Here is a 14,637-nt window from a genome sequence, read left to right as displayed (position 1 = left end):
CCACTACCCCGACTCCTCCTCCCCCCACACCTGCGCCGCGCCACCCTACCGCCCCCCCGCCGCCCCCCGGTTTCCCGCGGCGGCCGCCGCGCGTTTAGGGTTTCTGTCGTGACCGGACTGGTGATCTTCGACAACGACGGCGTACTGGTGGACTCCGAGCGGCTGGCGAACTCGATCTTGGCGGAGTTGCTGACCGAGGCGGGGCTGCCGTACACGTTCGACGAGGCGGTGCGGGACTTCATGGGCGGCTCGATGGCCTCGATGCGGCAGAAGGCCGAGGCGCAGCTGGGCCGCCCGCTGCCGGCCGATCTCGAGGACCGGTACCACGAGCGGTTGTTCGCCGGGTTCGAGCGGCTCCAGGCGATCGCCGGCGTCGAGGCTGTCCTCGATCACCTGGACGCCCGCGGCGTCACCTACTGCCTGGCCTCGTCCGGCACTCACCGGCGGATCCGTACGGCGCTCACCGCGGTCGGCTTCCTGTCCCGGTTCGAGGGGCGGATCTTCAGCGCCGAGGACGTCGCGCACGGCAAGCCCGCGCCGGACCTGTTCCTGCACGCGGCCGCCGCCCTGGACGTGAAGCCGGTCGACTGCCTGGTGATCGAGGACAGCCCGCTCGGGGTCGCCGCCGCGGTCGCCGCCGGGATGAAGGTCTTCGGGTACGCCGGCATGACGGACCCCGCGAAACTTTCCGATGCGAACACGGTTTTCCACGACATGACGGCCCTCGCTGACCTCATCGACGGCGCCTGAGACACTGGATGGACCATGCCTACCCCTCAGTCACCCCCCGTCCGCGCTGAAGCGATCGTCGATCTGGATGCGATCCGCCACAACGTGACCACGCTGCGTGCCCGCGCTGAGGGTGCGCAGATGATGACGGTGGTGAAGGCCGACGGGTACGGGCACGGGATGGTCCCGGTCGCCCGGGCCGCCCGGGAGGCCGGTGCCGACTGGATCGGGGCCGCGGTGCTCGAGGAGGCGCTGGCGCTGCGTGCGGCCGGTGACACCGGGCCGATCTTCTGCTGGCTGACCACACCCGGCGAGCCGCTGACCGACGCGATCGAGGCCGGTATCGACCTGTCCGCCGGCGCGCCCTGGGAGATCGACGAGCTGGCGGCCGGCGTGACCGACCGGCCGGCGCGGGTGCACCTCAAGATCGACACCGGGATGTCCCGCGGAGGCGCCGTACCGGAGGAGTGGCCGGCGTTGATCAGGGCCGCCCTGCGCGAACAGACGGCCGGGCGGATCGAGATCAAGGGCATCTGGTCGCACCTGGCGTCCTCGGACGAGCCGAAGAGCCCGGTGAACGAGAGCCAGTTGGCGACGTTCACCGAGGCGATCGAGGTGGCGGAGTCGTTCGGGATCGACGCCGAGTTCAAGCACCTGGCGAACTCCGGTGCCACGCTGGCGCTGCCGGAGACGCATTTCAACCTGGTCCGCCCGGGCGTCGCGACGTACGGACTCTCGCCGTTCGGGCACGCGTTGCCGTCGGCGGAGCTCGGGCTGCGGCCCGCGATGACGCTGAAGGCGCGGCTCGCGATGGTGAAGCGGGTGCCGGCCGGCGCAGGCGTCTCCTACGGCCTGACCTGGACGGCCCCACGACCGTCGACACTCGGCCTGGTCCCGCTCGGGTACGGCGACGGTCTGCCGCGGCACGCCTCGAACGGCGGCCCGGTCCAGGCCGCTGGCGCGCGGCGGGCGATCGTTGGCCGGATCTGCATGGACCAGTGCGTGGTCAACCTCGAGGACGACCAGGCGACCGCCGGCGACGAGGTCGTGCTGTTCGGCCCGGGGACGTCCGGTGAGCCGACCGCCGACGACTGGGCCGACGCCGCGGGCACCATCAACTACGAGATCGTCACCCGTCTGGGCGCCCGCATTCCGCGCCGGTACGTCGACAGCGCGGCGGGCCCGAGCACCCGACACGAAGGGTAGACCGGCGTGTCCAAAGCAGGGCGGACCGCGGGCCTGATCGGTGCCGCGGTCGGAGTGCTGGCCGCGGGCGCGGCGGCCGGAGTGGCGGTCGAGCGTCAGCTGATCGGCCGGCGTGCGGGTCAGCGCAAGCAGCTCGAGGCCGAACCGTTCGGCTCGGTGCACGGTACGCCGTACGTGTTCACCGCCGACGACGGTATCGAGCTGTACGTCGAGGTTGACGAACTCAAGCGGTCCCGGCGACCGGCACCGCCGCCGCCGAAGCGCCGGCTCAGCCGGAAGCTTCCCGTGCCGCCCGAAGACCTGACGGTGATCTTCGCGCACGGTTACGGGCTGAACATGGACGCCTGGCACTTCGAGCGCCGGGACATGGCCGGGATCGGCACGATGGTGTTCTACGACCACCGCTCGCACGGGCGCTCCGGCCGGTCGCCGCAGGAGAACGTCAGCATCGACCAGCTCGGGAGGGACCTGTACGGGATCCTCGAGCGGTTCGCGCCGACCGGCCCGGTGATCCTGATCGGGCACTCGATGGGCGGCATGACAATCATGGCGCTGGCCGAACAGCACCCGGAACTCTTCGGGGACCGCGTGATCGGCGTCGGCCTGTGCTCGACCAGCGCGGGCGGTCTGGACCGGGTCCCGATCGTGTTCCCGGGCAAGATCGGGATGTGGGCGCGGGCGCTCGCGACGCCGACGGTCGCGGCGCTGGCCCGGATCCCGGAGGTGGTCGAGCGCAGCCGGAAGGCCGGTTCGGACCTGAGCTACTTGCTGACCCGGAAGTACTCGTTCGGGTCCGAGGTGCCGCCGGCGTTCACCGAGTTCGTCAACGAGATGATCGCGGCGACGCCGATCGAGGTGATCGCGGAGTTCTACCCGATCTTCGCGCTGCACGACAAGTACTCGGCCCTGGAGCCGCTGCAGAAGGTGGAGTGCGTGGTCATCGGTGGCGACAAGGACGCGCTGACCCCGTTCGACCACGCCGAGGAGATCGTCCGGCGGGTGCCCGGCGCCGAACTCGTCGAGGTCAAGAACTGCGGTCACCTGGGCCTGATCGAGCACCACCGTGAATTCACCGCGGCCCTCCTTGGCATGATCGAGCGAGCCGAACAATCCCTGGGACCCTCATGACCGACCTGCACGTCGTAGACGCAACTGCTGAGCACGTTGACGAGATCGTCACGGCGATCCATCACGCCTTCTCCGCCCGCCGGGTCCTCGACCCGCCCTCGACCGCGCTGTCCGAGAACGCGACCACGGTCGCGGCCGCCGTCGCGGAGCACGGTGGGTTGCTGGTCCGGATCGACGGCAAGCCCGCGGGGGCGATGCTGTTCGAGCAGGCCGGAGACGTACTGAACCTGCGCCGCGTCTCGGTGGACCCGCGGTACCAAGGCCGCGGTGTCGCCTCCGCGATGGTCGGCTGCGCCGAGGAGGTCGCCGTACGGCGTGGGCTCGCGCGGGTGAACCTGATCGCGCGGGTCGAGTTGCCGGACACGGTGGAGTTCTGGCGGCGGCGCGGTTACTCGATCGTCGAGCAGCAGGGCGCGAACCTGATCTACGCGAAGGCGATGCCGGTCGAGCTGACGGTGCCGACGGCCGACGACATGCAGGCGATCGGTGAGGAGCTGGCCGGTCAGCTGCGCGCGGGCGACGTACTCGTGCTGTCCGGTGACCTCGGGGCCGGGAAGACCACGTTCACCCAGGGCCTCGGCGTTGGGCTCAAGGTGCGGGGTGCGATCACGTCGCCGACCTTCGTGATCTCGCGGGTGCATCCGTCGCTGGTCGACGGGCCGCCGCTGGTCCACGTGGACGCGTACCGCATCGGCGGGTTCGCGGAACTGGACGACCTCGACCTCGACGCCAGCCTGGAGGACGCGGTCACCGTCGTCGAGTGGGGTCACGGGCTGGCCGAGGCGCTGGCGCCGGACCGGCTGGACGTCGTGGTGACCCGCGGCGACGACGACACCGACGAGACCCGCGCGCTGCGGATCACCCCTGTCGGCCCGCGCTGGGCAGCGTCCGGCGTCCGGGTATCGGTACTGGAGAAGAACTGACATGCTGCTTGCCTTCGACACCTCGAGTGCCGCCGTCACCGTCGCGCTGGCCACGCCGGCCGGTGAGATCGTCGCCTCGTCGACGACCGTGGATGCGCTGCGGCACGGCGAACTGCTCGCCCCGGCGATCGAGTCCGCGCTGAAGACCGCCGGCGTCACGCCACGCGACCTGACCGGGATCGCGGTCGGCGTCGGACCCGGCCCGTTCACCGGGCTGCGGGTCGGCCTGGTGACCGCCCGGACGATGGGTGAGGTGCTGGGGATCGAGGTCTCCGGTGTCTGCAGCCTCGACGTCCTGGCCCGGCAGTCGGCGATGACGCTGCCCGTCGCGGTCGCGACGGACGCGCGGCGCAAGGAGATCTACTGGGCGCTGTACGACGGCCCGGCCGCGGACGGCAGCCGCCGACGGCTCGAAGGTCCCGCGGTCGACAAGCCGGCCGAGGTCGCCCACGTGCTGTCCGGTCTGCCGGTGATCGGCCGCGGAGCGGTCCTGTACGCCGACGTGCTCGGCGTGACCACCGTCGACGTCACGGAGTACCCGTCGGCCGAGGTATTGGCGACGGGTGTGGCGACGAAGACGCTCGAGGTGGTCGCACCCGAGCCGCTGTACCTGCGCCGGCCGGACGTCACGCTGTCCGGCGGGCCGAAGAGCGTGCTGTGAGACCTGCCATCCGGGCAGCGGTGCCGGCCGACCAGCCCGCGCTCGTCGCCCTGGACGAGGTGTGCTTCGGGCCGGGCGCCTGGAGTACGGTCGCCTGGGCCGACGAGTTCGAGCGGCTGTCCGAGGACCGCGTGATCCTGGTGGCGGACGAGGGCGAGCCCGTCGGGTACGTCGTCCTGCTGCTGCCCCCGGTCGCCGAGGACGTCGTCGAGGTACTGCGGATCGCGGTCACCCCGGCGGAACGGCGGACCGGGATCGGTGGGCAGCTGATGACGGCGGCGCTGGCCCGGTGCGCCGGCCGGACGGTGTTGCTGGAAGTTGCGGCGAGCAACGAATCGGCGATCGGGCTGTACCGGGGATTCGGTTTCGAACAGATCAGCCGGCGACGTGGGTACTACGGCGCCGGCGAGGACGCGGTGATCATGCGGTGGCGGGAGACAGTATGAGTGCGAATGAGCCCCTGATCCTGGGGATCGAGACGTCGTGTGACGAGACCGGCGTCGGGATCGTGCGCGGGCAGACGCTGCTCGCCGACGCGATCGCGTCCAGTGTCGAGGAGCACGCCCGGTTCGGCGGGGTCGTGCCCGAGGTGGCCAGCCGGGCGCACCTGGAGGCGATGGTTCCGACCATCCGCCGCGCGTGCGAGACGGCCGGCATCAAACCGACCGACGTGGACGCGGTCGCGGTGACCAGCGGCCCGGGACTGGCCGGCGCGCTCCTGGTCGGTGTCGCCGCCGCGAAGGGTCTGGCGCTGTCGCTGGACAAGCCGATCTACGGCGTGAATCACCTGGCGGCGCACGTCGCGGTGGACACCCTGGAGCACGGTGACCTGCCGAAGGGCTGTGTCGCGATGCTGGTGTCCGGCGGGCACTCGTCGCTGCTCGCGGTCGAGGACATCACCGACGGCGTCGTACCGATGGGGAGCACGATCGACGACGCGGCCGGGGAGGCGTTCGACAAGGTGGCCCGGGTGCTCGGGCTGCCGTTCCCGGGTGGGCCGTGGATCGACAAGGCGGCGCGGGACGGTGGCGACCGGCTGTACGTGAAGTTCCCGCGTGGGCTGACGTCGCAGCGGGACCTCGAGCGGCACCGGTTCGACTTCTCGTTCTCCGGGTTGAAGACCGCGGTCGCGCGCTGGGTCGAGGCGAAGCGGCGCGACGGCGAGGACGTGCCGGTGAACCACGTCGCGGCGGCCTTCCAAGAGGCGGTCTGCGACGTACTGACCCGGAAGGCGATCGACGCGTGCAAGGAGCGCGGGTTCGAGCACCTGCTGATCGGCGGCGGTGTCGCGGCGAACTCGCGGTTGCGCGCGATGGCCGAGGAGCGGGCCACGGCGGCGGGGATCGCCGTACGGGTGCCGCGGCCGGGGTTGTGCACGGACAACGGGGCGATGGTCGCGGCGCTCGGTTCGGAGCTCGTCCGGGCCGGACGGGCGCCGTCACCGCTGGATCTGCCGGCCGACTCGTCGATGCCGGTCACGGAGGTCCTGAACAAGTGAGGTGGACCGGTCCCGACGGCTTCGAGGCCGATGACGACGCGACCCGTATCGACGCGGCCGTGGTGCAGGGCCTCTTGAGTACGTCGTACTGGGCGCAGGGGATCCCGCAGGACGTGGTGGACCGCGCGATCGCGGGTTCGCTGAACCTCGGGGTGTACGACGCGGACGGTGCGATGGTCGCGTACGCGCGGATGGTGACGGACCGGGCCACGTTCGCCTGGCTGGCCGATGTGTTCGTGCTGGAGTCGCATCGCGGGCACGGTCTGGGGCGGTTCGTGGTGTCGACCTTGCTGGAGCACCCGGACCTGAAGGGTCTGCGGCAGGTCCTGCTGGCGACCGCCGATGCGCACGAGCTCTACCGTTCGTACGGTTTCACCGAGACGCCGCCGGGCCGGATGATGGCGATCCGCCAGGATCCGACCGAGCTGTACGTGCAGCCGTGATGCGCCCGGGTGTCGACCTCGTCCGGCACCCGGCCGGTGCGACCGATCTCGTGCTGCTCGCGCACGGCGGTGAGGAGCACTCCCACGCCGACCCGCACCTGTGGCGGCCGGCGTTGCTCCGGATGTGGCCGTTCGCGCTGGCCGCGCGGTCGGCGCGACCGGACGTGGCGATCGGGCTGCTGAGGTATCGGTTCCGCGGCTGGAACGACGACGGTGATGCCGCCACCGATCTGCGAGCCGTCTTGGACGCGCTCCCGTCGGTGGTCTCGCGCGTCTTCCTGATCGGGCACTCGATGGGTGGACGAGCCGTTGTTGCCGCCGGCGACCATCCTCGGGTGGCGGGAGTGCTCGCGCTGGCTCCGTGGCTGCCGCGCGACGAACCGCTGGTCGCGCTGCGTCCACCGGTCACGTTCGTGCACGGCACCGACGACACGATGACCGACCCGGCTGGAACCACGGCGTACGCCGCTCGGCTGCGGGCGGCCGGCGTGGCGGTGACGACGTACCTGCTCGAGGGCGAGGGACACGCGATGCTGCGGCGGCCGAAGGACTGGGACCGGCTGGTGGCCGACTTCGTCCGCGAAACCCCGGCCGGTGGTGGCAGCCAGCGGCTGCCCGAGACCGGCGCCGCTCACGGTGCGTCCGGGGTGGGAAGCATCGCGATGGCACGGTTCCGGTTGCCAGTGCGGGAACGGTTCCGGGTGGCCGACGAGGTCGCGACTCGATAGGACAGGCGCCGACGCGCGCTGCTTGTTAGGCTGCGCCGACTCCGTGCGGGAGGTGGCCGGTCGATGCGTACTTCGGACAGCGAGCCGACGAGCGGCATTCTCGCGCCCCGCTTCGTCGGCCGGGACCGCGAACTGGCCATGGTCCGGGACGCGTTGGACACCCCCGAGCCGGTGGTTCTGCTGGTCGAGGGCGAGGCCGGGATCGGCAAGACCCGGCTGGTTCAGGAGGTCCTGCGGGGCGTCGAGCGGACCACGCTGCTGGTCACATGTCCGCCGTACAGCCAGCCGTTCACGTTGGCCGCGGTGGTGGACGCGGTGCGGGCGGCGGTCGACGACGTCCGGCGGTTGTCGCTGAGCCCGCTGACCGGGGCCTTGCGGTCGGTGTTCCCGGAGTGGATCGGTCATCTGCCGCCGAGCCCGGAGCCGCTGGACGATCCGGCCGCCGCACGGCACCGGTTGTTCCGCGCGCTGGGCGAGTTGATCGACGCGCTCGGGATCTCGTTGCTGGTCGTCGAGGACGCGCAGTGGGCCGACCCGGCGAGTGTCGATCTGCTGCTGTACCTGCAGACCCGGCCGGCCGCGTCCCTGTCGTTGGTGATCACCTGCCGGACTCCCGACGTACCGCGGCTGCGGATCGTGCCGGGCGCGGTGCGGGTCCGGCTCGACGGCTTGAGCGTCGGCGAGACCGCGACGCTGGTGTCGTCGATGCTCGCGGAACCGCCTGTTTCCAAGGCGTTCGCGGGCTTCCTGCGAACGCGGACCGACGGCGTACCGCTGGCGCTGGAGGAGACCGTCCGCCTGCTGCACGCCCGCGCCGACCTGACCCGTCGCGACGGCGCCTGGGTACGGCGACAGCTCGACCAGATCACCGTCCCGGCCCGGATCCGCGACGGCGTACTCGAACGGTTCGCGCATCTCGAGCGACCGGCCCAGGCGGTACTGCGGGCCACGGCCGTCGTCGGCGAACCGGTCGACGTCGACGGTCTGGTCGCGATCACAGGGCTGGCCCAGGGGCCGGCGTACGACGGGGTGTCGGCGGCACTCGCCGTCCAGCTGCTCGAGGAACGCGGGACCGGGGTCGCGTTCCGGCACGCGCTCGTCCGGCAGGCGGTGTACGACGAGATTCCCGCGCACGAACGGCGCGCCGCGCACCGGGCGGCGGGGGAACTGCTGGAGTCGCGGGGCCGGGCCGCGCAACTGGCCGAGCACTTCAAGGCGGCCCGCGAGCTCCCGCGCTGGCGCCGGTACGCCGAGCAGGCGGCCGATGCGGCGCTCGCGGCCGGGGACGAGACCACGTCCGTCGGGTACCTGTTCGACCTCGCGCTCGAGGCGGAACTGGACGGTGCCGAACTGGCGCGGATCGCGGCGAAGATCACCTACAGCGCGGTCGTGGGGGAGCAGCGGTACGACGCGTTGATCCAAGCGTTGCGAGCCGCGCTCGACGAGTGTCCTGACGAGGCCCGTGGCGCGTTGCGGTTCCAGCTCGCGCGGGCGTTGAGCAACTCCGGCGACTTCGCCGGGTCGCGGCGGGAGCTCGAACTCGCCGTACCGGATCTGGCGCAGGACCGGACCACGTCGATGCGGGCGATGTTGATGCTCGGCGTACCGCACGGGACGCGGTGGCCGGCGTCACGGCACCTGGGCTGGCTGCGGCGGGCGCGCGAGTTGGTGCGCCTGGACGATCCGGCCGAAGGCACGCGGTTCCTCGTCGACCACACGGTCGGGTTGCTGGGGCTCGGCGAGCCGTCCGGGTGGGATCAGCTCGACCAGCTCCCGGACGAGGTGACCGATCCGCGGCAGCGCGATGACCTTGCCCGAGGCAACATCAACTTGAGCGACGTGGCGCTGTTGTGGGGTCGGTACCGGGAAGCGCGCACGATGCTGGATCGCGCCGCCGAGCTGGCCGAGGGGCGCGGCTACGTGCGGATGACGGACCTGATCGCCTTGAACCAGGCCCGGCTCGACTGGCACACCGGCGCCTGGGACGGGCTGGCCGAACGAGCCGCCGCGCTGGCCGACAACGAGGACATCCAGGCGAACACCAGGGTCGAGGCGCTGCTCGTCGCGCTCTGGCTCGACCACGCGGCGGGGCACGAGATGACCCGGCTCGACGAGGCGGTCCGGGGCGTCTGGCAGTTCGCACCGACGTCACTGACGGCGGAAGTCGCAGCATTGGCCGCGATCGGGCCGCTCGCCGACGGCCGGCCGGACGAAGCGGTACGCCTCACCGATCCGGCGATGGAGATCATCCACACCAAACAGTCCTGGCTGTGGGCGAACGAGCTGGTGCCCGTCCGGGTCGCCGCGCTGGCTGCGGTCGGCCGGCTCGACGACGCGACCGAGCTGACGGCTGACTTCCGGCGCGGAGTACCGGCCGAGCGTTCGCTGAGCTCACCCGCCGCGGTCGCCACCTGTACGGCGTCGGTCACGGCGGCATCCGGTGACTTCGAACGCGCGCGTACGGCGTACCGCGAGGCCGCCCGAGCGTGGGAACAACTGCCGCGCCCGTACGCCGCTCTGCTGGTCCAGGAGCAGGCCGGACGCTGCGACCTCGTCGCTGGCCGGACCGCCGACGGGTTGGCCTTGCTGACCGCGACCTTCGACGGACTCGCGGCGTTGGGTGCGCGTGCCGACGCGACCCGGATCCTGCAGGTGCTGACGGAGCACGGCGTCAAACGCAGCCGACCCTGGTGGGGCGGCCGCAAGGGGTACGGCGATCAGCTCTCGCCCCGTGAACTCGAAGTCGTCCGTCTGGTCGCGGAAGGCCGTTCGAACCGCGAGGTGGCCGAGGCGCTGTTCCGCTCGCCGCACACCGTCTCGTCCCAGCTGTCGTCGGCGCTCCGCAAACTCGGGCTGAGCTCGCGCCAGGAGATCCCGGCGGCCGCGCGAGAGGCGGGACTGCTGTAGTTCAGATTGGTGCGGTGTTGGGTCGAGATTGGTTCGGTCCGAGCCCCCACCGGACGGTCCGCCTGGGTTGACTGCTGGCATGCGTGATCCACAGAAGCCGCGGGCGTCCACGGACGAAGGATCCGAGCCGGCCGCGGCCGATGCCTCCGACGAGCAGCCCGAGCCCGACGTGCCGGCCGGCACCGACGACTACGAGCCGCTCTGACCGCCCACTCGACCAGGGAGTTCCCCCGCCCATGAACAGATCAGCCGAGTTCCGCCGAAGTCGTGCGTTCCTGCTTTTCCTGCTCGTCATCACCCTCACCCTGGCGCTGGTCCAGGTACCGTCGGCGCAGGCCCGGACCGACGCCGGCCCGGCACCGATCCGTCCGGACAAGATCGCCAAGTCCCTGCAGCAGAAGTTCACTGCCGACAGCACCGGTCCGCAGGACTTCTGGATCAAGTTCGACTCCGCCGCCGACACCTCGGCGGCCTCCGGTATCCGCGACTGGACCGAGCGCGGCACGTACGTCGTCGATCGGCTCAGCAGAGCGTCCAAGGACGCGCAGGCCGGAGCCCGGGCCATCCTGGACAAGGCCCACGTGGACTACACGTCGTACTGGGTGTCCAACGCGATCCGCGTGCACAACGGTGACTTCACGCTGGCGCAGACGCTGAGCGCCGCGCCGTCGGTGCAGAGCATCTTCGCGCCGGTGTCGTACAAGCAGGCCGAGCCGGTGCAGACGAAGGCTGCTGCGGCCGCCACCGGGCCCGAGTGGGGCGTGCGGAACATCAAGGCCGACCAGGTCTGGCAGAAGTACGGCGCCCGCGGCGACGGCATCACCATCGCCAGCATCGACACCGGCACCGAGCTGAGCCACCCGGCGCTCGTCGAGCAGTACCGCGGTACGAACGCGGACGGCTCGTTCAGCAACGACTACAACTGGCTCGACACGTCCGGAGCCTCGCAGTACCCGACGGACCACCAAGGCCACGGCACCCACACGATGGGCACGATGGTCGGTGACGACGGCGGCGTGAACCAGCCGGGTGTCGCGCCCGGCGCACGCTGGATCGAGGCGAACGGCTGCTGCGCGTCGGACGAGACGCTGCTGCAGGCGTCGCAGTGGATGCTGGCGCCGACCAAGCAGGACGGCAGCGCGCCGGACCCGTCGAAGCGGCCGAACATCGTCAACAACTCCTGGGGTTCCACCGAGCCGACCACCGAGCCGTTCCTCGAGGACATCCAGCAGGCGTGGGCGGACTCGGGCATCTTCGGTGTCTGGAGCAACGGCAACAACGGACCTGGCTGCAACACCGCCGGCAGTCCGGGCAGCCGGACCGTGAACTACTCCGTCGGTGCCTACAGCGAGGACGGCACGATCGCGAGCTTCTCCAGCCGCGGCCCCGGCCAGGACGGCGAGGTCAAGCCGAACATCTCCGCACCCGGTGACCTGGTCCGCTCCAGCTACCTGAACGGCCGCTACGCGGTCATGAGCGGTACGTCGATGGCGGCACCGCACGTCGCGGGAGCCGTTGCTCTGCTGCTGTCGGCGCACCCGGAGCTGATCGGAGACGTCGCGCGGATCCGGCAGCTGCTCGACCAGACCGCGCAGGACGCCGACGACACCACCTGTGGCGGCACCGCGGCCGACAACAACGTGTACGGCGAGGGCCGCCTGGACGCGCTCGCCCTGGTCGAGGCGGTCGACGCGGGCGCATCCGGCGCCATCGCCGGCAAGGTCACGAGCAGCACCGGTACGGCGGTCTCCGGCGCGGCCGTGGCGCTGGCCGGATCGGCCGGTCAGCGCTCGACCCGTACCGATGCTGATGGCAACTACTCGGTCGCGAACCTCCCGGTCGGCAGCTACACCGCGACGATCACCGCGTTCGGCTACAAGGCGGGTACGGCGACCATCGTGGTGACGGCCGACCAGACGACGACCACCGATGTCCAGTTGGCCGACACCGACGGATTCACGGTGTCCGGGTCGATCGCGGACCAGACGACCGGCGGGCCGCTCGCCGGTACGGTCACGATCGTCGGGACGAAGTACGTCGCGACCGCGGACGCGAAGGGTCGGTACACGCTGAAGGGCGTGCCCGGGCCGCGCAGCTACACGGTGAAGATCGACGACGGCGGCCGGTGTGCGGTGCCGGTGTACCGCACGATTCAGGTGGCTGCGAACACGACGGTTCCGGGCGTCGAGCTCGGGCGGCGGTCCGACCAGCCGATGAGCGCGGACGGCTGGTGGGGCGGGAGCTACGGCTACACCTGTGGCCTGGAGCCGACGAACTGGATCGAGGGTTCGCAGGAGGTCACCAAGCCGCAGGTCTATGACTCGACGGCCGTCAAGCTGCCGTTCCGGTTCACGTACTTCGGGAAGGCGTACGACACGGCGTACATGGCTCCCGGCGGGATCGCGCAGGTCGGGTTCTGGACCACGCCGTTCAACTCTGACGCCTACCCGTACGACGAGTTCGGGTACAACACCGTGAACTACGGGCTGACCCCGCGGCTCGGTGCGAACTTCGACGACGGGCAGGCGCAACTGTTCACCCGCACCAGCGGGACCGCGCCGAACCGGACCTTCACGATGGAGTTCCGGAACTACTCGGTGATCGGCCAGGACATTCACTTCAGCTACGAGGTGACCTTGCACGAACGCGGCGACATCGTGTTCGCGTACCGCGGTCTCGACCCGGCCGACCCGCTGCAGACCGGCCTGCAGACGATCGTGCAGATCAGCGACCACAGTCCGGACGGGCGCGCCGCCGACCGCACCGAGTTCACGTACTCGAACTGGGAGCCGGTGCTGTCCAGTGAGCGGCAGATCCACTTCAGCCTGCCTGCGAACGGTTTCGTCAACGGCACGGTCGTGGACAAGGCCGGCAAGCCGGTGCCGAACGCGAATGTCGACCTGCGCGACCAGAACGGTTGGCTCGCCCAACGGGTCATGACCGATGCCCAAGGCAAGTACCGGTTCCAGCTGATGACCGGTCGGCAGTACAAGCTGTCGGTGCTGGCCAAGCCGGGGTACGACGCGGTGCCGGACCAGGCCGTGAAGTTGACGACCGATCGGCAGGAGCTGGCGCTGCGGACGACGTTGTCGAGCGGTGTGATCAACGTGCCCTCCACGGTCTCGCCGCGAGCGGGCAAGCCGGTCGAGGTTGCGCTGCGCAACGACGGCGACGGTCCGCTGAACTGGCGGGCGCGGCTGTCGGCCCCTGGTACTGCCGGGGCGACGCCGGGCACCGAGCTGTCGAAGATCCTGTTCGGCAAGGCGACGAACGCGGTCGAGGAGGTCGACGGGCAGTACTGGGTCACGGACCTGCTCGGGCAGAGCATCGTCCAGGTGACCGCGGGCGGTGACCCGACCGGTGCGGTGATCCCGATGGCTCCGATCGCCAAGGCCGTCGGGGCGGGTGACGCACTGACGGTCGCGACCGACCTCGCCTGGGTGCCGGACCGGTCGATGCTGTGCATGACGCTGTACCGGGTGACCACGGACATCGCCTGCGTCAACCCGGCGGCGCCGGCGAACGTGTCGCTGATGCGGACCGGCTACCGTGCGGAGGTGCAGCTGGTCGGGCTCGCGTACGACGCGGACCAGGACCGGTTCTTCACCACGGCGCAGAACCAGATCGGTGGGTTCCAGGCGCAGATCCGGACGCTGACCGGCTTCGGGCACGCCGATCCGGGCGAGCTGCTCGCCAGCTGCATGTATCCGCGGCAGGCTTCGGGGCTCGGCTTCAACCCGGTGTCGCAGTCGCTCTGGTCGCACACCGAGGAGTTCGGCGACGGGCTCGGGCACAACCAGTCCGTCTACCGGCAGATCGACCCGGCGACCTGCGCGGAGCAGTCGTCGATGACGATTCCGGAGTACTCCATCGCTGGCGGTCCCGGGACCTCGGTGGATCTCGACCCGCAGGGCAACCTGATCACGACGTTCTTCGCCAGCACCAGCGTGATGACGGTGGCCACGCCCGACCCGATCACACCGCAGCCGCGGTGGGCTTCCGTGCCGGTGGACTCCGGCACGCTGGCGAAGCGGGGGCGGACGACGATCCCGGTCGACGTGACCTGGCCGGACGGGGTGTCACAGCTGACGCTGACGATCCGTGGGAACGGAGGTGCGCAGCCGGCCCGGACGGTGACAGTTCAGCGTCCTAAGTGAGGTGATCGCGGTGGGTGCGTGGCTGGTCGACGGCTGCGCACCCACTGCGGGGTGACAAAGGCCCGGGGGTGACGCGCACCGCTTGCTCCCCAGGCGAACGGTCAGCGGCCAACCGGTTCCACGCTTCAGGCTGCCGAACCGAGATGAACGGTGCACTGCAGTTTTGTGAACGGACGTGAGTGTGGCGGTGGGGTCGGGGGGGGTCGGGCGCGGTCGCTCTCACTACAACAACAGAGCCCACCCACTCGCACCGAGAG

12 protein-coding genes are annotated in these 14,637 nt (G+C 70.8%); all 12 read left to right on the top strand.

The annotated features are described in order from the left end of the window. Positions 1-108: 108 nt before the first annotated feature. Complete coding sequence (locus tag ACWGID_RS32250; RefSeq protein ID WP_452203035.1) at positions 109-750, top strand: HAD family hydrolase; 642 nt, start codon at positions 109-111, stop codon at positions 748-750. 15 nt (positions 751-765) lie between these two features. Beyond that, on the top strand, positions 766-1,935 hold the full coding sequence (gene alr, locus ACWGID_RS32245; RefSeq protein ID WP_452203033.1) for an alanine racemase: 1,170 nt from the start codon (positions 766-768) through the stop codon (positions 1,933-1,935). A gap of 6 nt (positions 1,936-1,941) precedes the next feature. After that, on the top strand, positions 1,942-3,063 hold the full coding sequence (locus ACWGID_RS32240) for an alpha/beta fold hydrolase (RefSeq protein ID WP_452203031.1): 1,122 nt from the start codon (positions 1,942-1,944) through the stop codon (positions 3,061-3,063). Beyond that, positions 3,060-3,986 carry a tRNA (adenosine(37)-N6)-threonylcarbamoyltransferase complex ATPase subunit type 1 TsaE gene (tsaE, locus tag ACWGID_RS32235; protein ID WP_452203029.1) on the top strand — a complete coding sequence of 309 codons (927 nt, stop codon included), beginning with the start codon at positions 3,060-3,062 and terminating at the stop codon, positions 3,984-3,986. The genes ACWGID_RS32240 and tsaE overlap by 4 nt, the downstream gene beginning before the upstream one ends. A 1-nt stretch (position 3,987) precedes the next feature. Further along, on the top strand, positions 3,988-4,647 hold the full coding sequence (gene tsaB / locus ACWGID_RS32230; protein WP_452203027.1) for a tRNA (adenosine(37)-N6)-threonylcarbamoyltransferase complex dimerization subunit type 1 TsaB: 660 nt from the start codon (positions 3,988-3,990) through the stop codon (positions 4,645-4,647). Next, positions 4,644-5,093, top strand: a complete 450-nt coding sequence (locus tag ACWGID_RS32225; protein ID WP_452203025.1) for a GNAT family N-acetyltransferase — start codon at positions 4,644-4,646, stop codon at positions 5,091-5,093. Before tsaB ends, ACWGID_RS32225 begins: the two co-directional genes overlap by 4 nt. Next, complete coding sequence (gene tsaD / locus ACWGID_RS32220) at positions 5,090-6,145, top strand: tRNA (adenosine(37)-N6)-threonylcarbamoyltransferase complex transferase subunit TsaD (protein WP_452203023.1); 1,056 nt, start codon at positions 5,090-5,092, stop codon at positions 6,143-6,145. The genes ACWGID_RS32225 and tsaD overlap by 4 nt, the downstream gene beginning before the upstream one ends. Next, positions 6,142-6,588, top strand: a complete 447-nt coding sequence (locus tag ACWGID_RS32215; protein ID WP_452203021.1) for a GNAT family N-acetyltransferase — start codon at positions 6,142-6,144, stop codon at positions 6,586-6,588. The genes tsaD and ACWGID_RS32215 overlap by 4 nt, the downstream gene beginning before the upstream one ends. Further along, positions 6,588-7,316 (top strand): dienelactone hydrolase family protein, encoded by a 729-nt coding sequence (locus ACWGID_RS32210; protein ID WP_452203136.1) that lies wholly within the window; start codon positions 6,588-6,590, stop codon positions 7,314-7,316. Before ACWGID_RS32215 ends, ACWGID_RS32210 begins: the two co-directional genes overlap by 1 nt. A 63-nt stretch (positions 7,317-7,379) precedes the next feature. Continuing rightward, entirely contained in the window at positions 7,380-10,223 is a 2,844-nt protein-coding gene (locus ACWGID_RS32205; RefSeq protein ID WP_452203019.1) for a helix-turn-helix transcriptional regulator, read from the top strand. Positions 10,224-10,302: 79 nt separating this feature from the next. Further along, entirely contained in the window at positions 10,303-10,428 is a 126-nt protein-coding gene (locus tag ACWGID_RS32200) for a hypothetical protein (RefSeq protein WP_452203017.1), read from the top strand. A gap of 31 nt (positions 10,429-10,459) precedes the next feature. Next, positions 10,460-14,380: a S8 family serine peptidase gene (locus ACWGID_RS32195; protein WP_452203015.1), complete on the top strand. Its 3,921-nt coding sequence runs from the start codon at positions 10,460-10,462 to the stop codon at positions 14,378-14,380. Positions 14,381-14,637 lie beyond the last annotated feature (257 nt).

This window comes from Kribbella sp. NPDC054772 (assembly GCF_053611945.1).
This window is presented reverse-complemented; position numbering and strand designations above follow the sequence as displayed.